This window comes from Desulfomonilaceae bacterium (genome assembly GCA_041662605.1).
GTDB lineage: Bacteria > Desulfobacterota > Desulfomonilia > Desulfomonilales > Desulfomonilaceae > CAJBEZ01.
The window spans coordinates 99,571-123,266 of record JBAZSD010000010.1; the positions used below are offsets into that span (position 1 = coordinate 99,571).

Annotated in this window: 23 protein-coding genes and 1 tRNA gene; 8 read left to right on the forward strand and 16 right to left on the reverse strand. The window is 46.3% G+C overall.

Going from position 1 to position 23,696, the window contains the following annotated elements; all coding sequences use genetic code 11:
• Positions 1-82: 82 nt before the first annotated feature.
• From WC647_10170 to lexA, 9 genes are all read right to left on the reverse strand, one after another.
• On the reverse strand, positions 83-394 hold the full coding sequence (locus WC647_10170; GenBank protein MFA6222663.1) for a hypothetical protein: 312 nt from the start codon (positions 392-394) through the stop codon (positions 83-85).
• Complete coding sequence (locus WC647_10175) at positions 394-645, reverse strand: DUF6364 family protein (GenBank protein MFA6222664.1); 252 nt, start codon at positions 643-645, stop codon at positions 394-396. Before WC647_10175 ends, WC647_10170 begins: the two co-directional genes overlap by 1 nt.
• Positions 646-1,110: 465 nt before the next feature.
• Positions 1,111-1,602: a DsrE family protein gene (locus tag WC647_10180; protein ID MFA6222665.1), complete on the reverse strand. Its 492-nt coding sequence runs from the start codon at positions 1,600-1,602 to the stop codon at positions 1,111-1,113.
• A 128-nt stretch (positions 1,603-1,730) separates the two neighbouring features.
• Positions 1,731-2,084 (reverse strand): hypothetical protein, encoded by a 354-nt coding sequence (locus WC647_10185; protein ID MFA6222666.1) that lies wholly within the window; start codon positions 2,082-2,084, stop codon positions 1,731-1,733.
• 6 nt (positions 2,085-2,090) lie between these two features.
• On the reverse strand, positions 2,091-2,261 hold the full coding sequence (locus WC647_10190; GenBank protein ID MFA6222667.1) for a hypothetical protein: 171 nt from the start codon (positions 2,259-2,261) through the stop codon (positions 2,091-2,093).
• A gap of 204 nt (positions 2,262-2,465) precedes the next feature.
• Positions 2,466-2,807, reverse strand: a complete 342-nt coding sequence (locus WC647_10195; protein MFA6222668.1) for a hypothetical protein — start codon at positions 2,805-2,807, stop codon at positions 2,466-2,468.
• A gap of 316 nt (positions 2,808-3,123) precedes the next feature.
• Positions 3,124-3,585, reverse strand: a complete 462-nt coding sequence (locus WC647_10200) for an OB-fold nucleic acid binding domain-containing protein (protein MFA6222669.1) — start codon at positions 3,583-3,585, stop codon at positions 3,124-3,126.
• Entirely contained in the window at positions 3,578-6,157 is a 2,580-nt protein-coding gene (locus WC647_10205) for a DNA polymerase III subunit alpha (GenBank protein ID MFA6222670.1), read from the reverse strand. Before WC647_10205 ends, WC647_10200 begins: the two co-directional genes overlap by 8 nt.
• Positions 6,158-6,231: 74 nt before the next feature.
• Positions 6,232-6,852 (reverse strand): transcriptional repressor LexA, encoded by a 621-nt coding sequence (gene lexA / locus WC647_10210; GenBank protein ID MFA6222671.1) that lies wholly within the window; start codon positions 6,850-6,852, stop codon positions 6,232-6,234.
• A 293-nt stretch (positions 6,853-7,145) separates the two neighbouring features.
• Between lexA and WC647_10215 the strand changes: the two genes are divergently transcribed.
• From WC647_10215 to WC647_10230, 4 genes are all read left to right on the forward strand, one after another.
• Positions 7,146-7,928, forward strand: a complete 783-nt coding sequence (locus WC647_10215) for a hypothetical protein (protein MFA6222672.1) — start codon at positions 7,146-7,148, stop codon at positions 7,926-7,928.
• A 168-nt stretch (positions 7,929-8,096) separates the two neighbouring features.
• Complete coding sequence (locus WC647_10220; GenBank protein MFA6222673.1) at positions 8,097-8,939, forward strand: aldo/keto reductase; 843 nt, start codon at positions 8,097-8,099, stop codon at positions 8,937-8,939.
• A 12-nt stretch (positions 8,940-8,951) separates the two neighbouring features.
• Entirely contained in the window at positions 8,952-9,254 is a 303-nt protein-coding gene (locus WC647_10225) for a Smr/MutS family protein (protein ID MFA6222674.1), read from the forward strand.
• Between the two features lie 138 nt (positions 9,255-9,392).
• Positions 9,393-9,944 carry a phospholipase D family protein gene (locus WC647_10230; protein MFA6222675.1) on the forward strand — a complete coding sequence of 184 codons (552 nt, stop codon included), beginning with the start codon at positions 9,393-9,395 and terminating at the stop codon, positions 9,942-9,944.
• A 93-nt stretch (positions 9,945-10,037) separates the two neighbouring features.
• On the opposite strand, the gene WC647_10235 is transcribed toward WC647_10230, so the two are convergent.
• Positions 10,038-11,618 carry a methyl-accepting chemotaxis protein gene (locus tag WC647_10235; protein MFA6222676.1) on the reverse strand — a complete coding sequence of 527 codons (1,581 nt, stop codon included), beginning with the start codon at positions 11,616-11,618 and terminating at the stop codon, positions 10,038-10,040.
• Positions 11,619-11,799: 181 nt separating this feature from the next.
• On the opposite strand from WC647_10235, the gene mnmG reads away from it, so the two are divergent.
• Positions 11,800-13,677: a tRNA uridine-5-carboxymethylaminomethyl(34) synthesis enzyme MnmG gene (gene mnmG / locus WC647_10240; protein ID MFA6222677.1), complete on the forward strand. Its 1,878-nt coding sequence runs from the start codon at positions 11,800-11,802 to the stop codon at positions 13,675-13,677.
• A gap of 160 nt (positions 13,678-13,837) precedes the next feature.
• Here the strand turns inward: mnmG and WC647_10245 are convergent, their stop codons facing one another.
• The 4 genes from WC647_10245 to WC647_10260 are packed head-to-tail and all read right to left on the reverse strand — an operon-like array spanning position 13,838 to position 18,568.
• On the reverse strand, positions 13,838-15,328 hold the full coding sequence (locus WC647_10245) for a DUF4340 domain-containing protein (protein ID MFA6222678.1): 1,491 nt from the start codon (positions 15,326-15,328) through the stop codon (positions 13,838-13,840).
• 4 nt (positions 15,329-15,332) lie between these two features.
• Positions 15,333-16,811 carry a Gldg family protein gene (locus WC647_10250; GenBank protein ID MFA6222679.1) on the reverse strand — a complete coding sequence of 493 codons (1,479 nt, stop codon included), beginning with the start codon at positions 16,809-16,811 and terminating at the stop codon, positions 15,333-15,335.
• A 3-nt stretch (positions 16,812-16,814) separates the two neighbouring features.
• Entirely contained in the window at positions 16,815-17,585 is a 771-nt protein-coding gene (locus WC647_10255; protein MFA6222680.1) for an ABC transporter permease, read from the reverse strand.
• On the reverse strand, positions 17,585-18,568 hold the full coding sequence (locus WC647_10260; GenBank protein MFA6222681.1) for an ATP-binding cassette domain-containing protein: 984 nt from the start codon (positions 18,566-18,568) through the stop codon (positions 17,585-17,587). The genes WC647_10255 and WC647_10260 overlap by 1 nt, the downstream gene beginning before the upstream one ends.
• A gap of 312 nt (positions 18,569-18,880) precedes the next feature.
• On the opposite strand from WC647_10260, the gene WC647_10265 reads away from it, so the two are divergent.
• The 3 genes from WC647_10265 to WC647_10275 all read left to right on the forward strand — a co-directional run bounded on the left by WC647_10265 (position 18,881) and on the right by WC647_10275 (position 21,535).
• Positions 18,881-20,299: a tetratricopeptide repeat protein gene (locus WC647_10265; protein ID MFA6222682.1), complete on the forward strand. Its 1,419-nt coding sequence runs from the start codon at positions 18,881-18,883 to the stop codon at positions 20,297-20,299.
• 88 nt (positions 20,300-20,387) lie between these two features.
• Positions 20,388-20,975, forward strand: coding sequence for a nucleoside recognition domain-containing protein (locus WC647_10270; GenBank protein ID MFA6222683.1), 588 nt, complete (start codon positions 20,388-20,390; stop codon positions 20,973-20,975).
• A gap of 20 nt (positions 20,976-20,995) precedes the next feature.
• Positions 20,996-21,535, forward strand: coding sequence for a nucleoside recognition domain-containing protein (locus tag WC647_10275; protein ID MFA6222684.1), 540 nt, complete (start codon positions 20,996-20,998; stop codon positions 21,533-21,535).
• 105 nt (positions 21,536-21,640) lie between these two features.
• Here WC647_10275 and WC647_10280 read toward each other — a convergent pair.
• Together WC647_10280 and WC647_10285 are read right to left on the reverse strand one after the other, a co-directional pair.
• Positions 21,641-21,733: transfer RNA gene (locus tag WC647_10280), tRNA-Ser, on the reverse strand.
• Between the two features lie 40 nt (positions 21,734-21,773).
• Positions 21,774-23,696 carry an ATP-dependent helicase gene (locus WC647_10285; GenBank protein ID MFA6222685.1) on the reverse strand — a complete coding sequence of 641 codons (1,923 nt, stop codon included), beginning with the start codon at positions 23,694-23,696 and terminating at the stop codon, positions 21,774-21,776.

A 23,696-nucleotide genomic window follows, 5' to 3' on the forward strand; every position in this document is an offset into this window, starting at 1 on the left:
CAGCGTTTGCAACGCCTTTCTGTGACCCGTTATTGAAACGCGACTTGTCGGTCATGAGGCGCCAATATTACGAGCAATCCTATCATTTTTCGTCGCCATGATCGTGAGGGCCAAGCTCTACGAACTTGACCGTTTCGTCATAGCAATCTGAACAATCATGACAACGGACAATCTTGTCATACCCTCTTCGTCTACAAATCATACAGTAGAGGTAAATGATGAGAAGGTTTGTCTTCACCGGATCGCTGTAATATCCCCTAAAATCTGACCTCAGTGGTTCGCCGATTGCAATCGGATTAGCAAGAATAATGTCCATTTTCTTCTGAACCGCGTTCTTTAAGGCAGCATGTTTTTTCAGCGATTCAAGAAAGTCGTCGCTGAACAAGGCGACCATCAGAAGACCTCATCGTAACTGGACCACTTCGTTGCGCCGGATTGGATCTTCACCATGGTCGCCATGAGGCTATCTCTGAATCCTGGATCATCGAGGAAAATTTTCATTGGATCGTCTTCATTGACCCGCTTCAGATTGAGTATGAACTGTGTAAAGATTTCCGAGACCGTTGTTCTTTGTCTTGTAGCGTAAATCTTCGCATATTCGATAAGGTCTTGATCCATAGTAATATTGATCTTTCTTTTTGCCATGCGATTGGAGCCTCCTCGAAGCATACCCCTAATATACGCCCAATATGTGGCCTAATCAAGGATCGAAGCATGATAAAACAAAATAACTGGAAAAATTGTTTCAACATTTGGCTCAATTTTGAAAGCATTGGGCCTGGCTATCCTTATGCTATGAGATCAGCGAAAAAGGAGTTCATAGATTCAAAAGATTTTACATTCCCGAATTGAATGTCTGAGGTGGCTTGGTCTTCATTATAGTAAGTGTCGCCGGTTATTGAAGACGACCTTTTAGAGTCTCCGTCATGCGATGGTAAGGTACCAGGAGTTCGCGGGCAAGCTCCGCAGCCCTTAATCCAAGCTCTTCAATCTGTTCGGCGAGATGTGCGCCAGGCAAATTCAAATCGAGTAGCAATTTTGCAGCGTCAAGTAGGTCAATCTTCTTTTCCGCCTTGCGCTCAGAACCGGCGAAAGCATTGAATCAACAGATCACGGCTTTACGTACGCAAATCCCATTCTTTGTAAGTCAATTATTTCCAATATCCCTGCTGGAACTATCTCGCAGACATCAATCAAGTCCTGTTTGTCGATGTGATTATTGGCCAACGCATTCCTGCACATTTTGAATCTAACTCCCAGCCTGTGAAGTTCCTCGATTGTGTCGGCGTGGCGGGATACGTTATCTTTTTTAAACAGTTTAACAGCGGCGCCGTTAGCGACAACACTGATCTCACACTGCTGCGCCGGAATCTCCTTGAAAAGATTCTTTATGTTTGCCAGTGCTAACGAAAGTCTTTCTTCCTGATCCCAATCAAGATGAAAAAGCGCTTTTAGGGACCTCTTCGCATCGACTCCTTGAGTCTGCTTTGTTTGTGTTCCCATTGATTCAACCCCTTCGCCAGAGTATACGATAAAAGGACAAATGGCTGTTTCAGTCACCAACAAAAAGCTGATCGCAATTAGTGAAAATAGTCTTTTCATGTGAACTTCTTCCAAAGGTCTGGTTTTCAGTGATTAAGCGGACTATTGCAACAGGCTCTTTAAATAAGCCTATCCAGAATATTGAGGTATTCCTCGATCTTGCCAAGCCCTTTACCGAAAATTACGATTCAATCGTTATCGTCGGATTGGAATGAGAGTTTTGGCCTTCCGAAAAAGTGCCAGATACAGCTATCAATAATATGACTTAATTGTTGACCGGCCTGTTGTCGTTGCTTCACCAATTCAAACAGGTTGGCGTCGACGGTTGTCGCCAGTTTCTCCCGTTTCCCCTCTTTTTTCTTGTGGAAAATACGAGGCCTTGGAGCGTCCGGGAGAGGCAGGGGGTCATTCAAATGTTGATTTTTGAGCAACAGAATTTGCTCTTGTAAAGAAGCCATGCACTGATTGAACTCTTCGCGAGTTACGAATAGCGAAGAGTCGGGGAGTCGGTCAGGATCGATTGCCGAACGTTTCCTGGGCATATTCGATTACTCATCTTTCTTTTCAGGGTTATCTGTTTGTCCTTTGACTATGTCTTCCAGCATTTCTTTCAATACGGCCTGTTCTGAGGGCATTTGGGCGAGAAGTTTTCTTATTTGATCTTTAAAACCCTGTTGTTCTCTCAATGGCTGTGATTTTTTCTTCTTTTTCTTCATCATGACGGACCTGCGTAATTAGATGACTGGAGAAGCGGTACCAACGGTCGCAAAAAAATGAATAGTCATCCATTTTCAATACCTCAGAAAAAGCTGCATGTCTATGGAAAAACATAGATAAGACAGAAAAGATGTGACAATTCTATTTAGGTTGAATGGATGGCGCCGGAGCCACCTATGATGGTGGCTACCGGCAAAATGTAAGGGTTAAATCTTGTCTACAACTGTAGACCAGATGTCACGAACTCCATCAAACCAACCCTTGACCCATGACGCGGCATAATAGTTGAGACATGGGTCGTGCGGTTTAACGCCCATAAGATGATCCTCTTCAAAAGCGTCTCTGAAATATTCCCCTATCACATTGTCATTCAGAATCGAAGAAGTCACCCAATGGTCCTGGTATGTGTAGTCGAATTTCACTGCGTAAATGAAGTCGGAATAAGACGCTGAATTGGCCCAACCTTGGCCTTCGGTTTTACCATTTTTAAAAGAATCTTTTTCTATACAGGCCTTTTCCTCTCTCAATCTTTGAATTATAGCTTCCATGATGTTATCCCCCCTTGTTAGAGATTTCTGTCTGTGATTCGCTGGAACATTTAGAAAAGATATCCCCCATATTGCGCAGCGGTTTCAAAACGGGTTATAGACCATGTCAGGCGAGACTTTATCGAACTACTTAATCACGATGTGTCGTCAACCATTTTACACCCCCTGTAATTTACTGATCTATACGAATATCGCTCCGATAGAAGATAACTCGCAGAGATAATATTTGTTGTCAACAGGTGGTGACAATTCTATCCTAATGTATTGTATTAATTATATAATGACCAAATTATAGACATTGGCGACTGACCGCGGACTAGTAAACCTTCATTCTTAGAAATTTATCCAACCGGCCGCTCCAGTTTTTAAGAGCTTTCCACATGACAATTGATATTGATATTCCTTTAGCCCCCTGTTTTTGCAATTTACCCTCGACAGCGAGAACCTGACTGGTAAGTATAGTTCGCGCAAATCCATTCTGGGCTTTTGGGAAAACCACCACATCAATAAGACCGGTTTCGTCCTCCATTGTAAGAAACATTACCCTTTTTCCTGATTTGGTTGGTGGAGTATGGACAATCACAAGCAGGCCGATGACCCGCACAATGGAGCCTGATGGTAAACGTCGCAAATCAGTCGCCCTGACGATATTCTGTTGAGCCAGAATTGGTCTAAGGATAGACAATGGATGCGCATGACAGAAAACTTTCATGGATATGGCTTCGTTATAAGCCAGCGTTCTGTCAGTCTCATTTATGTGTTTGGTCTGGTCATGCATTATAAGCTTCCTGGATCAGCTCCCATTCGTAATTTTCGAGGCCTTCAAAAGCCCCTGCAATAGATAGAATATCCTCTATGCGTTTAGGTGTTGGGACACGAGTCAGAAATTCCTCACGATTCCTGAATGGTCCAAATCTCTCGCGATTGGCTCGAATACGGCGGGCCATGGCGGGTCCAACCCCGTTTATCACATCCAATGGAACCCTTATCCCCGTTCTTTCGGACACATATTCAGCGCTGCTGGAATTAACATGTGGCGCGTATATTCTTATGCCCCTTCTCCTTGCTTCGTTTATTACTACTGAATGCGGATATGAGCCCACCTGTCCGGCGTTGAGCAGTCCAAGATAGAACGCCTGTGGATAATGAGCTTTCAGGTAAGCGCTTTGGTAGGTAATGTGGGCGAATGAAGCAGCATGGGCTTTACAAAATCCGTATGATGCGAAAGCGGAAACTTGAGTGAAAACTTCCTCTGCGAGAGATTTGCTATGTCCCTGATCTATTGCGCCTTCAATAAAGCTTTGTTTGAGAAGTTCCATTTTCCGGGATTTGCGGTCTTTGGTCATGGCCCTACGGAAAGCGTCGGCTTCGGCATAGGACAAACCGGCAAAAAAATGGGCGATCCTTAAGACCTGTTCCTGGAAAAGGATTACACCGTAGGTCTCTTTCAAGACTTCTGAAATAGTCTCGTGTAAAAATGGCACAGGCTCCTCTTTATTTCGCCTTCGAATGTAAACACTAACCATATCTCCTTCAACAGGGCCGGGCCTAAAAAGAGAAACTTCCGCTACCAGATCCTTAAATTCTACTGGTTGAAGACATCCCAAAAGACTCCGTTGTCCAGGAGATTCAAGTTGAAAAACACCGACACTGTGAGTACTGCGAAGCAGTGAATAAGTCCTCTTGTCGTTAAGCGGAATGCGATCAAGATCCAGATTGATTCTTTTTTCATCCAATATTTCCAAAGCTTTTCTAATCGCGGTATGCATACGCAAGCCGAGTATGTCCAGTTTGAGAAGACCCAAAGCTTCAACATCGTCCTTATCCAGTTGACTTACCGGAACGTCTTTTGGCGATTTACCTACCGGGGTCCATGCTTTTATGTCACCCGGCGCTATTATTATCCCGCCTAAATGAACTGAGGTCTGAAAAGGAATACCGGTCAGTTTTGACGCCAAATCCACAAGCTGTGTTTCTTTCTGGATTGGAGCGCTCCTTAATTCCGGCAATTGCTCCAGGGATAACTTCAGGTCACGACCTCTAAGCGACCAGGGAAGGCATGAAGCAAGGCGGTTTATTTCATTCAGAGGGTAACCCATTGCTCTTGCGGCCAAACGCACGGCGCTCCGGCACTTGAATTTGTGGATTGTGCAAACCATCGCCGTTTGTCTTGGAAATAGCCCAAGGACATAGTTGATGACCTCGTCCCTGCGTTCGGAATCAAAGTCAATGTCAATGTCCGGCATGTCACCACGGCCGTCATTTATGAAGCGTTCAAACAACAAATCATTAGCTACAGGATCAACCCCTCCCAGGAGTAGATAAACTATCAAGCTGCCCGCGGCTGAGCCTCGAACGCTGTGCCGGATATTCCCAGAATGGGCAAAGTCAACTACGTTTCTGACAAGAAGAAAGAAATCGGCCAATCGGGTTTTATTCACAGCTTCCAATTCCTGATCAAGACGGCGGAAATAGTCTATACCAACAGAAGAATAAAACTTGCTCAGTCCCTTGAAACACAGTTTGGTAAGATTTTCCGAGGCCTTGTGAGGGTCTTGAATAGATGGTGGATGGAGTTTTCCGATAGGTAGAGAAAAGGATTTACATAGTGAAGCGACATATTTAGTATTTTTAATTGATTGATAATAGCCAATTCGATTTTCCATTTCTGCGCCGGAGGCTAAAAAGAAACTGTCATTCGGTAGTGGGGTAATTTTTCGGTGATGATGTTTGATCTGAATATCGACCAATATGCGGTGGAGAATATAATCTTCACGTCTCAGAAAAGAGACTTCATTGGTAGCCACCGTCGGGATATTTACTGATGAGGCAAAGTTTATCGTTTTTTCCAATAATTGATCGTCATTATTCTGAATAGCCAGAAAAAGCCACTCAGGGTTGTTTAGGGCTGACTTTAATTCCAGCAAACCAAACTCAGCCTGGTCGGATATCCCTCTTTTCAGAGCCGTATTAATCCTGGAATCTCGTCCACCGGCTATACAAACCAGCCCTTTTGAATAGTGGCATAAATCCTGTTTTGTAATGATTCCCGAATTCGCAGTAGCCGACACAAGACAGCAAAGGTTCCTGTAGGCTTCAAAGTTTGTCGCCAGAAAAGTTATCCGAGATCCATCCCAAATCGGAAGTTTGGCTCCTATAATTGGTTGAATTCCAATTCTGACTGCCGCCTTATAGAACCTAACAGCCCCATGCAGGGTGTAATCGGTAAGAGCGACAGTCTTTTGTCCCATTGACGCAACAGTCTCAACCAAATCTTCAGGGGTGAATGTTCCCCAAAGAAATGAGAAAGCGCTAAGTACTTCAAGATGTACAAAGGTATCCATCTTCATGAAAACATGATCATGCTGTTATGATTAGTTTGTTTAATCGATTAGTTCGATCTGGACCGAGAGTGGCAAGCTTGTTATGGCTTGGCTCGTATAACCCCGACTAGTTTTCCTAAAACCTTTATATTGGAACGATCTTTCCCTCTAAAAATTAATGGTTCATAAAGTTTATTCGCCGGCAGTAATTCTATTGCCTCTCTACTGATTCTGAGAATTTTCAAAGTGGCTTCGGGTTCAATCGCCTCAACAATAACCGCCACGATAGAACCATTCTCCGCTTCCTGCTGAGGTCGAATTATTGCAAGATCTCCGTCCTGTATGTGAGCTTCAATCATTGAGTCGCCTTTGACTCTGAGAGCGAAAGCTTCGGATGAACCGAAAAATGAGGGGTTTATCGGTAACTGTTCTTCCTTGTCTTCTTGAGCCAATATAGGATTCCCTGCGGCTATTCTCCCTAGAATGGGTATCGAAGGGATTATTCTTGATTGTGAATCAACTAGTTTCCAGGCTCTCTTTTTACCCGGCATTCCCTTAATCAGGCCTTGCGATTCCAATGAGCGGATATGCTTGACAAGACTTCCATGAGAAACAAGGCCTACGCCTTTGCATATCTCCCTTAAAGACGGTGAAAAACCTTCGTGTTTTTGGAATAGGGTGATGAAATCCAGGATTTGTTTTTGTCGTTCGGTTACAGTCATGTTTATATTATAGAGAACATATGGTCTCCATGCAAGAAAAATATTGAATCACTGGAAAGAAGGCAACTCGAACTCGAGCTTCTCCGACGGCAGTCGGAAATTCCTTTCAACAGACGCTATTTTTTACGAGATTGAGTTTATGGTTAATGTTTAGTACAAGGTGCATGGACCTATTTCAGGACCGCAGACTAGCATCGTAATCGCGAGTCGAAATAACGGGCAGTTATTGACCTGCAAGAGGCCGACTGTTAAACTAATAAGAGAATTACTGACCCTGACAACGGAATACTTCCATGATCAACACCCTGAAAATTTTCAATGACCTCAAACAGACTATGGATCCCACGGCCGCTGAAAAAATAGTGGATGTGATCGGGTCTGTCTATGAAGAACTGAAGAATTCAGTAACCAAGACTGAGTTCAATGAACTGAAGGAAATTGTTAGGGAACTGGCCGAACGCGTTAGTGATCTGACCAAGCGTGTTGACACTTTGGCCATTCGCATGGATGAGCTAACTCAGCGTGTTGACACTTTGGCCATTCGCATGGATGAGCTAACTCAGCGTGTTGGCGCCTTGGCCAAACGCATGGATGAGCTAACGGCAAATGTCTCCCGGCTTGAACATAAGGTTGAAGACCTTGTGGGAGAGATGAAACGCATGAAGGTAACCATGCAGGACATGAAACAAGAAATCGGCGGACTATCCCACACGGTTGGTTACAGGCTTGAAGATGAGGCAATGAAGTCCCTACCATCCCTGTTGAAACGGGATTTCTCCATTGACACTGAAGGCACGCTTGTCAGGGATTACATCGAAATAGGGCCAAAGAAGTATGTGGAACTTAACATTTGGGGCCACGGACTTAGGAGTGGCAAACCAGTTGAAATTATTGGCGAGGCGAAGAGCCAACTTAAGAAAAGGGATGTGGATCAATTCCTTCAAACTCTGAAAATCCTGGAACCCCTTATAAACAAGCCGATTGTCCCTCTCCTTGTGACGTATCAGACATCAGTTGATGTCAGACGTTACATTCAGGGTAAGAATATTGCGCTGTATTTCTCGTACCAATTGTAGCGATTGTCATAGTGGCACGGCATCCTACCGATGATTGCATGGTGGCTATAGACAGTCTCTGTCTGTGTATTTAACCTGACGAATCCCCCCAAGTGTTGCTCTTGACCATGCCCCACAGTTTTGCAAAACAACAGCAATGGTCCATTTCAGACAAGAGGCGGTAATGTCATGACCATTCCCAAAAGAAAACTCGGCAGTACAGGCGAAGAAGTCAGTATAATTGGTCTTGGAGGTGAAGGAATACTGCGGACTTTTGGATATGATCTTCAGGCTGCCAGACTGATCAATCACGCAATTGATCTTGGAATCAACTATCTTGAATCGGCGAGGGCATATTCGGGTAGTGAAATTTATTATGGCTTGGCGCTTGCGGACAGACGAAAAGACATTTTCCTGACAAGTAAATCTCATGCGAGGACCAGGAAGGGCGCTCAAGACCACCTCGTTGAAACTCTATCAAATATGAAAACCGACTATCTCGACCTCTGGCAGGTCCACGATGTTCGCACTGAAGAAGATATCGCAGCTATATTCGGTCCTGGTGGAGCGATTGAAGCGTTTGTAGAAGCAAAGAAAAGGGGCATGGTTCGATTCATAGGAGTTACTGGACACCAGGATCCTGAAATTCTCCGAAAATGTTTCGAACTTTTCAACTTTGACACAGTCCTGATTCCTGTAAATTCCGCTGAACATTTTTACAACAGTTTCATCGACAGCGTGATTCCGACGGCCGTGGAAAAGAATATGGGAATTATAGGAATGAAGGTTTACTTCAGGGGCATTGCAAACCAACTTCCGTGGTATGAATCCATGAGGCCTTTCCTTTACTACGCTCTTTCCAAGGCGGTCAGCGCTGTTGTTATTGGATGTGACAACATCAAACAATTGGAGGAGAATGTGGCTTTCGCGTCAGATTTCAAGCCCCTGGGCACTGATGAGATGGCCCTTCTGGAGGAGAAAACAAGGCGTTTTGCTCGCTCTCTGATGTATTACAAACCAGTTGTTTCATGAAAAGAAATTGAAATGAATAGTCACGATGACATAGATCCAACAATAGAGGTACCAATCGAACTTCCGATAGATGGAGTCCTGGACCTTCACACCTTTTTGCCTCGTGAGTTGGGTGATCTCCTTCAGGACTATATCCAGGGGTGTCTGGACTCCGGCATCATCGATATAAGAATCATTCATGGAAAAGGTAAGGGGATTCTCCGAAACCGAGTTTACTCAATTCTAAAAAGACATCCTTGTGTCGAAAGGTTCGTTCAGGCTCCTGAAGAAGCCGGAGGATGGGGGGCCGTCCTGGTACGACTCAAGGTGAACTGACTGAAAAGATTGACCAACTCACAATACTTACTACTAATCCAGCAAAACCAATTTCGGGATGTGCGATGTTCCTGATGTTTTCAAAAGGGATTGGCTGGTATAATGACATTGTAAGTACAAAACTGTTCGGTGCGCATCATGACTATCCCAAGAATCTCCAGATCATTGTTTGTTTCACTCCTCCTTGTGGCGACCGCTTTTGGTCATGGCTTTTGCGAGGAGTTGACTCTGACCAACGCTCCAACGGTTGTATGTTTCAGTCCGGAGGGCCAATGTTCAAGATCGATTATCAGGGCAATTGACTCCGCCAAGACCCAGATACTTGTCCAGGCTTATTCATTCACATCGTCCCGGATTGCCAAGGCCCTTTTGAAAGCGCGAAAAAGAGGCGTAAATGTCGAGGTCATTCTTGATAAGATCCACCTGACGGACAATTACTCGTCCGCAACTTTTCTGGCCAATTCGGGTATCCGGACTTACGTTGACCAGGCGCACAATATTGCCCACAACAAAATAATGATTATTGACAGCGACACCGTTGTCACCGGCTCATTTAACTTTACCCGTGCGGCGGATGAACAAAATGCGGAGAACGTCCTGATAATCAAATCAGCGGAACTTGCGAAACTCTACCTGGCTAATTGGCAAGATCACCGGCGCCATTCCGAGATCTTCAAATCGAGAAGATAAAGCCGCTGAGACTGGCAAAAGCGGGATTTTCGGGCCCATGAGATTAGAACATGCGAGAAATTGCAAACGCTAGAAAGCTTTTGTAGCGCGAGATCACATTTTATAACGTTCAACGAGTTCCTTGAGGGAATTTCCCAAGTCGGAAATCTGCCGAGCAGCGTCTTCAAGTTGGGTCGCGCCGGTTACATTTTGTCGGACAGCCTGGTCTATATAGGCCATGGCGTTTGAAACCTGCTCTACACCAACTGCTTGCTGTTCATTGGATGCCTGGATTATGGTGGCTGACTCCGCTGATTCCAATACACTCTTGCAAAGGGAACGAATTGAATCCCCGGCGAGTCTGGATTGCTTTACGCCGCTAGCTACAGCCTTAGATCCTTGCTCAGTGGCCATTACAACGGCGGCTATCCATTTTCTAGTATCTTCAAGAATAGACCTAATCTGTTCTGTAGCCTCCCTGGACCTGTCTGCCAGGATCTTTATCTCAGCGGCCACAACGGCGAACCCCTTGCCCTGTTCTCCTGCCTTAGCAGCTTCGATTGAAGCGTTTACAGCAAGCAGGTTGGATTGATCCGCAAGATCACGAACGGAATTAACAATATCCTCAACTGACTGGCTCTGTTCACTAAGCCTCTGAACGGTCTCACCTATGGACTCCATTTCCGTCTTGATCGTAGTGATCTTTTGGACCGTATCTTCGATGGCCTTTTCCCCGTTATCAGAAATCTGAGCCGCCTGGTGGGCTCCTTCGGCGACCTTTCGGGCCTTCTCGCTCGATAATCTCGCTGTCTGTTGCAGTTCTTCAACCGTTGTGACCGTTTCTGTGACAGCCGAGGAGGTTTCAGTGGCGGTTGAAGCCAATTCCGCGACACTGGTGGAAATCTCCGCAGCGGAAGAAGCCAGAACGCTGGCTCCTTCTAAAGTCTTGGATGTTTGCTCTTTCAAGGAGATGACCATGTGGTTTAGAGCGTCACCCAGTTTGCCTATTTCGTCCTTCGTCGTCACGATTAAGGTCCGGGAAAGATCCCCCCTTGCGATACCTTCAGCGAGAGCCACAGCCTGTGCGAGTGGTTTGGCCAGAGACCTGGCCAACAGGTAACAGAGCGGGAAAGTTAACAGGATAAGAAAAACTGTCCCAAGAATCATTATTTTTTCGGTCCATGCCTCACCGGCGTGTCCGGCAGCCTCCTGCTCGGCAAGTGTCAAAGTCTCTTTTTTCCTGAAGTTGTGTATTGCGTCATCAAACTTTTCCCAATCATCGTGTCCCTTCACCATTTTACGGGATTTAATGGAAGGCTCCGCCGCTTCTTTTTTCCACCTCTCGAGATGTGCATGAGCTTCGTCGATAGTAGCTTTTTGGGCGCCTGAAATAATTTGCGCTCGAAGCTGCTGAAAAGACTTTCCATAGTCCTTTTCGGCCTGTCTATAGGGTTCCAGGGAGCTTTCCTTTCGAGTGAGCAAGAAACCTTCCAGGCCGGATTTCATATCGTGAGCGTATTCCTGAACCTTCATAGACAGCATTAAGGTTTTATAGGATTGTTCAACCTGGTTCACCAGCTTTAGGAGGTCTCTGAGAGCAAACACCCCAACCGTGGACAAAATTATGACCAGTAGTATAGGAACGAGGGTCGTAACCGTAATCTTGGTCGTCAATCCTAGGTTGCGGAATCTCATGAGAATCTCCTCGTAATAGAAGCTCAGTCTCGAACATGATCTGAAGTACCTGGGAAAATTGGCTTATTTTATAACATATCGAAACTACTTGTAAAGAAGAATCGCATACAGGGCTGCGCCATTGCAAAGGGCCATTGAGTAAGTATATATTCCGTATGAAATCCTGACTCGTGGTTTTTTGATGAAAAGCTGGAATGAAACTGACATAATTGTTGTGGGTGCGGGACACGCGGGCTGTGAGGCAGCCTTGGCCATCGCTCGTATGGGATTAAGTGTATGGCTCTATACTCTCAATGTAGACACCATCGGACTAATGCCATGCAACCCCTCCATCGGCGGTATAGGTAAAGGTCACTTGGTGAAAGAAATTGACGCCCTTGGCGGTGAAATGGGGGCCGCCGCCGACAAGAGTTGCATTCAGTACAAGTTGCTCGGTATCAGCAAGGGACCTGCCGTTCGAGGATCAAGAATGCAATGCGATCGGCTCGATTATTCTGCCGCCATGAGGACCGCTGTGGAAGCTCAGGAGAATATCCTAATACGTCAGGAGATGGTTGACAGCCTAGTAATTAAGGACGCCAAATGTCGCGGAGTAGTAGAAAGAACCGGATATGAGGTTACGGCTGGATCCGTAATACTGGCCACCGGTACCTTTCTGGATGGGACAATCCATGTTGGACCGGTCAATTACAAGGCCGGCAGGGCAGGGGAGTTCCCATCAATAAGCCTGGCAAGACAATTGAGAGACCTTGGCTTACCATCGGGGCGATTCAAGACTGGCACCCCTCCAAGAATAAAACGATCCAGCATCGACTTTTCGGTAATGTCCGAAGATACAGGTGACCTTAAGGTCATACCCTTCTCCATGAGAACCGTTTCTATTAATCGTCCTGTGAAATCTTGTTTCAAAACTCGTACGTCTGCGGCCACTCATGAGTTTGTCACGAAACACTTGCGCAAGTCTTCCCTTTACTCTGGCGCTATTCAGGGAAAGCCCGCCAGATACTGTCCGTCTTTGGAAGACAAGATCGCCCGTTTCCCAGAACGGGGGAGTCATCCCGTAGTTGCCGAACCGGAGGGGCTTAACACAACCGAAATATATCTCAAGGGGTTGGGGAATTCATTACCCGCCGACCTGCAATATGAACTTCTTCACACCGTGCCTGGGCTTGAGGCTGTGGAAATTGTGCGGCCTGCGTATGCTATTGAATATGATTTCGTAGACCCCAGATGTCTCAAACTCTCCCTCGAGACAAAACTCGTCGCCAACCTTTATTTGGCTGGACAAATCAATGGAACTTCAGGCTATGAAGAAGCCGCAGCCCAAGGCTTAATGGCAGGTATAAACGCCGCTCTAAAACTGAAGGAACAGGAACCCATGATTCTCGACCGTTCCGAGGCCTATATAGGCGTAATGATCGATGACCTGGTTACCAGGGGAGTTCTTGAACCCTATCGGATGTTCACATCCAGGGCGGAACACAGGCTACTGTTAAGAGAAGATAATGCGGATGAACGTCTCGTTAAGAAGGGCGCTTCAATAGGTTTGTTGAGTTCTGACACACTACGGATCGTTGAAGAGAGGCAAAAAGACCTCAAAAATCACTTGAATCAACTCAATGAAATTCGAATTAAACCTTCCGCCGAACTTAACGATCTGGTGATTTCTCGGGGAGGGTCAGAAATGCGTGAAGCCATGTCCGCCGCCAAGTTTTTGAAAAGACCGGAAATTAGATTCGCAGATCTCGAAAGACTGGGTTTCTGGGAAAACGAGAAGATTGATGAAAAACTGCAGTCACAAATCGAAATAGAACTCAAATATGAAGGATATATAAAGAGACAAAAGCGTGAGGCTGAACAGTTTGTCCGACTGGAGAAGGTGAGAATCCCGGAGGACTTTGATTATGAGTCGGTTCCGGGATTGTCACGTGAGTTAAAAGAGCGACTGGGCTCAACTCGACCACACTCGATAGGGCACGTTTCCCGAGTTTCCGGAGTGACTCCGGCCGCAGTCACCGCCATCATGGTAATGATACGCAGCGCCCAGGCTAGAGTCTGATCTGAATTAGACTGTCTCATCCGAAAAGGCCGGGTAATTCCATCATTTTCAGCGTATTTCCCAACATCCGAAACTGGTTGGTATATCGAGCAAAATACATAGATGGCATGGCTAATATGGAGAGTCACAGCATTAAGAACATGACCCATTTGGCGATTAATCACTCTTTCTTCAATAGTTGATCCAGATCAACCCTCAGTTTTCCTATAAACGCCCCGTTCACGATATAAATCACATGCTTTTCGTCGTTTGGAGGTTCCACCATAGCGTATGCGATCTTCGGGACCTTTGGAGCATCCAGCCCCTGCGCCGGTTTTTTGTTGTCGCTTTCCGGGGCGACGGCATGGTCGGCGCCGGTTCGACCGTCAGTATTGGATGGTGGTTCCTCAGAAGCAGGCCACCCCATAGTTATCTTTACTGGATCCTTGGCCCCTTTCTCATAAATCGACATTACAAGCTGTGGCAGGTTAAGCTGGAACGGGGCAAGATCATCAGGGATGGGATAAATGACTGATTTGTAATTCAGGTCTTTGAGCGACCAGAGCATCTCGCTTACCAACCAGTCCTCCAGTTTGTCACGCCGGTCCGGTTGTTCCATTTTCCACTTGTTGTCAGAGGCTCTGGCCAGTTCCCAGTTTTTCCCCATGAATTCTATCAGGACCTTTTCAACTATCCTTGGTTCGATTGAAACAATGGACCTATCGGTCAAAGAATCCGGATCAAGCTTCTCCCCAGTAAAGAACCTGTCATCCACCACATATACAGGAGCCTCGCCTGAGACTGACATGTATACGGAATTTCCTGATTGGCCGCTTCCCGACTTCTTATCTTTAATGGAACCTAGTGTAAGGGTTTTCTTGAAATCTTTTCCGGTAAGTGTAATTGAATTCTTGGACTCATTTAGATTATATGGGTTGTTGGCATTCTGTGGTTCGTCAATTATTTCCTTGGCTTTTAGAGTTTCCAGGCTCCTGAGAAGGGTTCTAACCGACGCTGATTTCGCCGGCGCTTCAACAGGTTTCAGAATGCGCCACTTCCCTTCTTTCTGTTCAAGATCTGTTTCCTGGCCATCCTTGACGATTTCAATTTTATTGATTCGGCCAGGAGAAAATTTTGCCACAGACTTGTCGCGAAGGTCGAACAGTGTCTTGTTAACACTTATCCTCAAAGTGTCCGGTACCAGGAGAAGGCGGGGCTCTCCTTCGACTTTCAAATAATAAGATGATTTGGAAGGATTTGGGGCTCCGAAACAGATCTTCACATTCTTGCCGGGCCCGGTGAAAGTCAATTCAAGATCAGGCTTGTCCAGCCCGTAGTCCTGCCAGTTGACATCCTTATCCAAAACGGTTTTTTCTGGTTGGGCGAGTGTCGAGGCAACTAATAGGTCCTCGACAGCCTTCGTGTCGGCGGAAGTGTTGACAGGGCTGATGATATTCCATCCTTTTGAATCTGATTTCTTAATATCAATGGCTTTTTCATCATGTCTCACAATCTTGACATCTTTGATCTGGTCCCGGTCAAGCTGAACGATCCTGGATTCTTTCTCCTTACGGTCTGTCTCAGCCTGTTTGTGTTTGATCTCCACAAAATATATGTACGCCACTAGGGCTAACAAAACGCCCAAATAGATCAGTATCTTATATGGTTTCATGGAACTAATCCAATCCTCCAGCCCTGGCGAGTTTTCTCCTATAAACAAATACGGCCACACCCGCGAGGATCCAGATCAGTGGGACGATGATCACTGGGATTACGAATGAGATCAGCGACTGGTTCCCAGTAAGGACAATAGGTTGGGCATTTTCGGATTTGGGTCGAATTGCTATAAGGTTCTCATCTTCAGCCAGCCAGGATATGCTGTTCAGAAACAAATCTCCGTTTCCCTGAAGTTTGAAGAAACGGTTCGCTGCGAACAGCGAGCTGCCGGCAACAACAACACGACCCTTCTTGTTGGTTTTTGTGTCGTTCGCCACGTCGGATTTTTGCGGCTGATCCTTGTCAGAAGATTTTGCATTGGAATCGGTGGCAGCTTTGGGACCAAGCGCTTTGGCCGTGATGGTCGACACGGCCATAACTGGTATCGGACCTTTCTTGCCGGTTTTTTCGTTGAAGTCGGCGACGCCGGAGTTAAGCTGCTGTTCGTCGATGGTCCAGGAAACAGGGCTTGTCTTGGCAAGTTCTATAGCCTGGACACCCGGGGGATTTGGAGACACGACCCGAACGGACCTGGTTTGAGGAAAGAATGATGCGACAGTGAAGTTCCTGGTGATTGGAAACTGGGCATAGGTCGTGATAACCGGCATAAGATAATCGCCACCAAGAGCCTGGCTCATTCTGTCGACAACGATGTCACCTGTGGTCTCGAAGCCGTATTTCTTAAGGACCTCGCAGAGCTTAGGGGTTTTGAAGGGATTGAGTGTTACTAGAAGACTGCCGCCTTTACCTACATAATCCTCAATAGCCGAAAACTCATTGTCCATCGGATCGGTTTTTGGGCCCGCAATCACAAGGATTGCGCAATCGTCCGGGACCTTGGGCGTTTCAAGCAAAATGAGATCAGACGTCGTGTAATTCTGTTTTTCAATCTGATCCTTGGCCACTGAAAAACCCTGAACTCCTGTGTCCGCGGGATCGAGTTCACCATGGCCCTTAAGAAAATACACTTTCTTCACTTCCGTCCGCAACAAACGTGTTAGAGCGTTGGTCAGAGATTCCTCATCCAACTGATTAAGCCTCTCGGTCTTGGGGCCGACTTTCAAAATGACTGTGGGGTAACTGTCAATCTTGTTTTGGAGAGCTAAAGCCCGGTCCCTGTCCGGATCATAAAAGGTGTAGGTAAAATTCTTCCATACGTCGCGGTAACGATCCAACAGATCCTGGGTGTGCTCCCGACCTCTTTGATCCTTTGTTTCGTAAAAAGCCAGGACTTCGACTGGAAGGTCTTTGTCTTTAAAGGTTTCAATAACCTGGCGACTCTGGGGCGCAAGTGTATGGCTACCGGAATTGGTCACGTCCCATCTCTTGGGGTTCTGAACGGCGATATATTGAAGAGCTACAATTATTGCCAGGAATATAATGATTCCAAAGGCTAGTCCACCACCTTTAGCAGTCCGAGATTTAAAAAAATCACTCATATGTCATCCCCTCCACCGTTGAGTTTCAACGGATCGAAAGCTCAGAAACAGGAAAAAGGCCGTGAAAAATAGAAAATAGGTGACATCTGAAACGGTGATTACGCCCTTAAAGAATGAATCGAGCCGCTCCAATATCGAAGTCTGACGGATTATCGCGGCCATTGTCGGACCTGTGAAGGAGGAAGTCCAACTGATGATCCAAAACATCAACGCAGCGCCAAAAGAGATCGCCGCAGCTACAATCTGGTTTTCTGTCACCGAGGAAATAAATGCCCCTAAAGCTATGAATGATGCCCCCATTAGGATCAATCCCAGATAACTGCTGAAAAAGACACCTATGTCAAAGGATCCCAATGTAGCCATAATAATTGCGAAAGTTAGTGTGCAACCCATCATGATCAGCAGCACTGTTACGGCAGCGAGGAACTTCCCCATGACAATTCCGAAATCATTGACAGGGTAAGTGAGCAGGAGTTCGATTGTTCCGCTCTTTTTCTCCTCGGAGAAAAGCCTCATCGTCAACAGCGGCGTCAGAAAGAGGAGTATGATGCTCATGTTCTGAACCATCGGACGGATCACCACATCGGTGAGATTGATTCTGGTCATTATTGAAGGATCATTTGCAGCCTGTAGACTCACAAGACTTAACAGGGACAGGTTGGCCCAGAAGAAAAATCCTGCTATAATTAGAAAAATGCCAATTACGGCGTAGGCTATGGGAGATACGAAGAAATTAGCCATTTCCTTCCTAAAGATCGCCACGAAACCGTTCACTAGGCCACCTCTCTTTCTGAAACAGCGCCTTTGGAGATCACGTCCCCGGATTCTTCAGTCACAAGATCAATGAAGACGTCTTCCAGACTCACATCTATGGATTTAAGCTCCAACAGGTCCCAATCCTTTTCTACGACAGCTTTTGCGAGTTGAGGCCTCGGGTCCGTTCCCTGCTCCGATTCCACAGTGAGTGTCAACTGGCCATCCTGAAACGGAGCGATGGTCCTGACGGCGGACACACCTTTCATAGTGGATATGAGTTGGATAGATTCATGTTCCGGAGCCCGTAAAGTGATTTGAATTCTTGGGCCTCTGGCAGAGCCGCTAATCAAATTTTCAGGCGTGTCTTCGGCGACTATTGAGCCTTTGTTTATAATTATGACTCGTGAACATACCTGGCTCACTTCGGGTAGAATGTGGGATGACAGTATCACCGTCTTATTTGATGCGAAGCTTTTTATAAGATTTCTGATTTCCCTGATCTGTCTAGGATCCAGACCGATGGTGGGCTCATCAAGAATAATTATGGGCGGATCTCCGATCAACGCCTGAGCCAGACCAACTCGCTGCCTATAACCTTTTGAGAGCCAGCGGACCATTTTAGGCATTACTTCTTGTATCCCAACTATGCCTGAAACCCTGTCGATTTCATAATCCCGATTCGAGGATCGGATACCTTTGGCCCGCGCAACAAATTCGAGGTACCCGCGAACTCGCATCCAATTGTAAAGCGGAACATTCTCAGGCAAGTAACCGATATTACGCCGGACTGTCATTGAATCCTCAGAGACATCTGTCCCGGCAATTTTTACAGTCCCGGATGTGGCAGGAACAAAACAGGTGAGAATGCGCATCGTGGTAGTTTTTCCGGCTCCGTTGGGCCCCAGAAAACCCACTATTTCTCCAGGTTGTACCAGGAAATTCACATCCTTTATGGCAGCCAGACTTCCATAATATTTGGTCAATCCGCTGACCTCGATCATATGGCGTCCTCCTAAATTCTTAGTTCAGATGGCCGTTTTAGCAACTGACGTGTTTTTGTCAAGTAACACACAACTTGTTCTTGAATGAAAAATTATATCCTGGATATTCAAGATATTGTCATCATAGATTTTCAACTTTTACACATACCAAGCTTAACTCGTTGTTATCAAATATTAATAATTGTAACCATTCTTGACCGCTGAATCGAGCCGTGATATAGATTTTTCGCTCTTTACACTGAGCATGCTCCATAGTTCAGGCAAACTGAATTTATACGACACCTGAATTGTGAAGGAGATTCAAAAAAAATTATGGATCAACAGCGATCTTTAGGAAACAAGGTGTTTTTTCTGTGTTTGACGCTTCTCATGTGCTTTGGAGAGAACGCGGTGTCTTGGGGCTCAAGTCCAACTGACGCTCAAAAAGCTGAGAACGCGTTTTTTCGCGGGAGCCATCTTCTAGCCAGGGACAACATGAATGAAGCTCTCCCGGCTCTCGAGGAAGCCCTCACTCTGGATCCCCAAAACGCCAAATTCCGTCGGGTACTCGCTATAGCATACAACAATTATGGAATTCGTCTGAGTAAAGAAGGAAAGATAGTTGATGGACTGCGTTTTTTTGAAAAGGCGCTGGACGTGCAACCCGACGACGAAGAGATCAAAACAAATTTGGTGAACGCATGCCTTCAGGCGGTTTCAAGCGCCCCAGAAAAGATTTCTGACAAGGACAAAATTCATTTTCTCAGAAAATCTATCAAGGCTCATCCAAACGACCCATCGATCAAGAAAGCTCTGGCGGCCTTGATCAACAATCAGGGAGTTTCAGATACCGCAAGTTCCTCTCAAAAGAATGAAATAAAGGAATTGGAAGACGCTCTGGCTCTGGACCCTTCAAACCTGAAGATCAAGAAAAATCTTGGTGTGGCCTATTACAACATGGCTATAGAGAAGGGGAAAGCTGGAGCAATCGAAGAAGAGATCGAGCTGCTCAAGAAAGCTGATGAATACAGTCCTAAAGATCCCATCACCGAGCAAGCCATGGCAAGAGCCATTTCGAATCTGGCCGTGATTAAGGGGAAGACAGGCGAATTCGACACGCAAATTTCTTTACTCAAACAAGCCCTTGAATTGGATCCCAACGATGCGACCACCAAGAAAAACCTTGCTGCGGCATACAACAATTACTCAGTCAAGGATGGCGCCCTGAGTCTTGAAGCAAGATTGGCCAACCTGCAAAACGCATTAAAACTGGACCCCAAGAATCAACTTACTCATTCCAATCTCGCTATAATCATGACCAGACAGGGGATAGCGGAATACAAGGCCGGCCACGTTTCCAAGGCGGTCATTACTCTGGAAAAAGCCTTGAAATATGATAGCAAAAACAAGGCTGCTCAGTCCAACCTCGCGGCGATTTACCACAATCAGGCCCTGAATTACGGAGATCAGGGCAAATATGAACAGGAAATCCAGTATCTTAACAAAGCCATAGGTTTAGAACCTGAGAACAGTCAGATCAAGACCGATCTGGCCCTGGCTTACAACGACTATGCCGTCAGCCTTGATAAGAAAGGGGACGTCAAGAAACAGACAGAATTCCTGAATAAGGCTATAAAACTAGCGCCTGAAAACAAAGCGATTCAGGAAAACTTGAAGCGAATAAAACAGAAAGAACCAGCGCCCTCGAAAAGAGAACCCCGTCCAGGGGGAAAAAAGGCAAAGGAAGGTTGATCGATTAATACAGTCTGAACTTCAAGGTCAGTTCCGCATGGTTTTGGCCGTTAAATCCGGCTGTTTCATGGTAATGAGTGGAGGTCTTTTGCTCAACATAATATGGCTATTTCTATTAGTTGTTTCAACCGTAATAGCCCTTGCGACGGGAAACTTGAAGCCTTTGGTCAACTCTGTTCCTGAAAGCGCCATGAACGCATTCAGGCTCGCTCTTGGATTGACGGGGATAATGGCTCTCTGGCTGGGAATTATGAAAATTGCTGAGAAAAGTGGCCTGACCGAAAAGCTGAGCCAACTGATCGCCCCTCTGATGGTTCGAATTTTCCCTGGTGTTCCCCCCGATCACCCCGCTGTTGCGACCATGGCGTCAAACATGATCGCAAACATGTTCGGACTGAACAATGCTGCCACGCCGTTAGGGATAAAAGCTATGAAGGATCTTGAAACGCTCAATCCGACAAAGGGAACCGCTACTCACGCCATGTGTATGTTTCTCGCCCTAAACACATCCAGCTTGCAGTTGGTTCCATTTGGAGCAATCGCCCTTTTGGCGGCTGGTGGCTCTAAAGATCCAACTATCATTATTTTTCCCACTATAATCGCAACTACTTTTTCGACCGTTTCAGCCTTTTGCATCGCTCGTTTACTTTCCAGGATGAAAAGATATCAGGACTGACTTCCCACGCGTTGGAAAATATGTCGACGAATGAACTAGCATCCACCATATCAAATTTGATCCTGATTTTGTTCCTTGTGGGCATTCCTCTGTATGGCGCTCTGAAGGGTGTCAAAGTTTATGAGACTTTTGTGGATGGCGCCAAACAGGGTTTTGAGATCGCTGTAAACATAATTCCCTATTTGGTGGCGATATTGGTAGCTGTGGGAATGTTCAGGGCTTCAGGGGCTATGGATATCCTGACCGGTTTCATCCCGTCGTCCTTACGAGACCTCGGGATAACATCGGATGTGCTGGCTTTGGCTCTGACCAGACCATTGTCCGGAGCGGCTTCTCTTGGAATTTTGGGTGAGATAGTGACATCTCATGGTCCGGATTCCTTCCAGGCTAGGTTGGGATCGGTAATTCTGGGAAGCACTGAGACGACTCTATATGTGGTAGCTGTCTATTTTGGAGCGGTTAACATAAGCAAGACAAAATACGCAGTTCAGGCAGGGTTGTTAGCTGACCTGGTAGGAGTGCTCGCCGCTATTGTCGTATGCAGGATTATCTTCGGATGATGAGGTAAAAAAAGAAAAACGAGACGCAATATCTGAACCGACAGGTAGTTTCTAATTTGTACGCAAAGATTCTTGGCTGTTAATTTTGGGAAACCGGAATTTTTGTGGCGGAGAGAGAGGGATTCGAACCCTCGGTGGGACTCTACACCCCACACTCGCTTAGCAGGCGAGCACCTTCGGCCGCTCGGTCATCTCTCCAAGCCTCAAGCTTCTAAAATATTGGTCCTGGGAAATTCTGTCAAGGGTTTTCAAGCAAATGGTCCTGAACCATGTCTGTGGTCCAATTGCTTGCAAAACAATCAGTAGGAATTTCTTCCAAAAATCTTGATGGAGTTGTCCCGACTACCCCCAATCTCCTATCGTACATGGTTTGCGGAACAATTATTATCAATCTTTCCTTGGCCCTAGTAACAGCTACGTAGAGGAGTCTACGCTCCTCTTCCAAGTCGTCTGGATTGGCCAAAGCCATAGGAGAAGGAATCCTCCCCTCCGCGGCCCAGATGAGTATTACAGTTCCCCACTCAAGACCTTTGGCTGAATGTATGGTTGACAGTATCAATCTGTTTTGAAACCCAAAATCCTCGTCAATTTCGTGTTCAGGTGGTTCAATAGCCACATCGTTAAGAAACTCGGTCAAAGACTTGTAAGGAGCGCTCATCTGGGCCAACTGGTCGAGTTCCTTCAAACGCTTCGGATAGTTGTCGTACGAAGCTTGGAGATATGGAGTCAAAAATCGAGTCACCTGATCTATCTTGTCAGGTAAGGAGCCTTCGAACCCACCGATTTCCGTGAGCGTTCGAAGGAGCGACCTCGCATCCTCTGTATACTTCTTGCGCTCCGGAACAAGACTCGTCAGATCAGCGCCGTTGTCCGACTTTGCAAACGCTTCCGCCAGTTTCTTCGCCGTTTTGTCTCCAACATGAGCAATGATTTTGAGAATTCTAGCCCAACTGATTCTATCATTTTTATTGGTTATGACCCTAAGATGAGCCAACACGTCCTTGATATGCGCGCTTTCCACGAACTTGAATCCACCATATTTCACGTACGGCCGTCTGGTCTTCGTAAGCTCGGCTTCGAGATCAAACGAATGAAAACCCGCTCGAAAGAGTACAGCCACGTCATTTAGTGGCATGCCAAGGCGACTGAATTCTTTGACAATTCTCAACACAAGCAGGCTCTGTTCTTTTTCGCTGAATGGGGTTGCCAGTAAAGGCTTCACACCAATCTTCCTGCTGCTGAACAATCTTTTTTGGAACCCGACAGAGGCGCCTGCGATTATGTTGTTAGCAACCTCCAGAATCGGCTGAACGCTCCGAAAATTTTCCTCGAGCTTAATTATCCGGGTTCCAGGAAACAGATCAGGGAATCGCATGATATTCTTGAAATCGGCTCCCCTGAACGAATAGATACTCTGGGAGTCGTCACCAACAGCCATGACGTTGTCGTGTCCATCGGCAAGCAGACGAACCATCCTTGCCTGCATTCGGTTAGTGTCTTGATATTCGTCCACCAGTATGTGAGACCAACGAGAGCATACGTCCTGTTTGACCTGTTGATTTGTTTCCAGCAAGTCTACAGCGCGCCCCAACAGGTCATCATAGTCCATCGATTGATGAGTCTTTTTGTATTCCTGGTAAAACTGCGCAACCCTTTCTATATCCGGTCCATACTCTTCAAAATGCGGGTATCTCTGTCGAATTACATCCTGAATCGAATCTCCGGATCCTGAGGCCCGTCCTATTAATTCGGAGATGGTCCTTGCCTTGGGGAATGATTTCAGGTCCAGGATTGGCGGAGAAATTTCTTTTCTTGCCAGGTCTATAAGATCATGGCTGTCACCCTGATCCAGAATAGTGAAAGATGAGTCAAAATCCGCCAGACGCGAATATCTGCGAAGGATAGACGCCCCTACAGAATGGAAAGTCCCGCCCGAAACAAGCGCCACCCTGTCATCCAGTAGTTTCATGGCTCTACCCAGCATTTCCTGAGCGGCTTTACGAGTGAAGGTGAGCAATAGAATGGATGACGGATCAATTCCGTGATCAACAAGCCATGCGACCCTGTAAACAATGGTCCGGGTCTTTCCTGAACCTGCTCCGGCAATCACGAGGACTGGGCCCTCGCCGGTGGAAACGGCAGCGAACTGCGATGAGTTCAT

Coding starts and splice junctions, on each gene's coding strand:
- WC647_10220 (MFA6222673.1), top strand. CDS start 8,097: ATGACCATTCCCAAAAGAAAACTCGGCAGTACAGGCGAAGAAGTCAGT.
- WC647_10190 (MFA6222667.1), bottom strand. CDS start 2,261: ATGATGAAGAAAAAGAAGAAAAAATCACAGCCATTGAGAGAACAACAG.
- WC647_10245 (MFA6222678.1), bottom strand. CDS start 15,328: ATGAAACCATATAAGATACTGATCTATTTGGGCGTTTTGTTAGCCCTA.
- WC647_10185 (MFA6222666.1), bottom strand. CDS start 2,084: ATGCCCAGGAAACGTTCGGCAATCGATCCTGACCGACTCCCCGACTCT.
- WC647_10175 (MFA6222664.1), bottom strand. CDS start 645: ATGGCAAAAAGAAAGATCAATATTACTATGGATCAAGACCTTATCGAA.
- WC647_10195 (MFA6222668.1), bottom strand. CDS start 2,807: ATGGAAGCTATAATTCAAAGATTGAGAGAGGAAAAGGCCTGTATAGAA.
- WC647_10180 (MFA6222665.1), bottom strand. CDS start 1,602: ATGAAAAGACTATTTTCACTAATTGCGATCAGCTTTTTGTTGGTGACT.
- lexA (MFA6222671.1), bottom strand. CDS start 6,852: ATGACTGTAACCGAACGACAAAAACAAATCCTGGATTTCATCACCCTA.
- WC647_10250 (MFA6222679.1), bottom strand. CDS start 16,811: ATGAGTGATTTTTTTAAATCTCGGACTGCTAAAGGTGGTGGACTAGCC.
- WC647_10285 (MFA6222685.1), bottom strand. CDS start 23,696: ATGAACTCATCGCAGTTCGCTGCCGTTTCCACCGGCGAGGGCCCAGTC.
- WC647_10215 (MFA6222672.1), top strand. CDS start 7,146: ATGATCAACACCCTGAAAATTTTCAATGACCTCAAACAGACTATGGAT.
- WC647_10275 (MFA6222684.1), top strand. CDS start 20,996: ATGTCGACGAATGAACTAGCATCCACCATATCAAATTTGATCCTGATT.
- WC647_10235 (MFA6222676.1), bottom strand. CDS start 11,618: ATGAGATTCCGCAACCTAGGATTGACGACCAAGATTACGGTTACGACC.
- WC647_10205 (MFA6222670.1), bottom strand. CDS start 6,157: ATGAAGATGGATACCTTTGTACATCTTGAAGTACTTAGCGCTTTCTCA.
- WC647_10200 (MFA6222669.1), bottom strand. CDS start 3,585: ATGCATGACCAGACCAAACACATAAATGAGACTGACAGAACGCTGGCT.
- mnmG (MFA6222677.1), top strand. CDS start 11,800: ATGAAAAGCTGGAATGAAACTGACATAATTGTTGTGGGTGCGGGACAC.
- WC647_10265 (MFA6222682.1), top strand. CDS start 18,881: ATGGATCAACAGCGATCTTTAGGAAACAAGGTGTTTTTTCTGTGTTTG.
- WC647_10260 (MFA6222681.1), bottom strand. CDS start 18,568: ATGATCGAGGTCAGCGGATTGACCAAATATTATGGAAGTCTGGCTGCC.
- WC647_10230 (MFA6222675.1), top strand. CDS start 9,393: ATGACTATCCCAAGAATCTCCAGATCATTGTTTGTTTCACTCCTCCTT.
- WC647_10225 (MFA6222674.1), top strand. CDS start 8,952: ATGAATAGTCACGATGACATAGATCCAACAATAGAGGTACCAATCGAA.
- WC647_10170 (MFA6222663.1), bottom strand. CDS start 394: ATGGTCGCCTTGTTCAGCGACGACTTTCTTGAATCGCTGAAAAAACAT.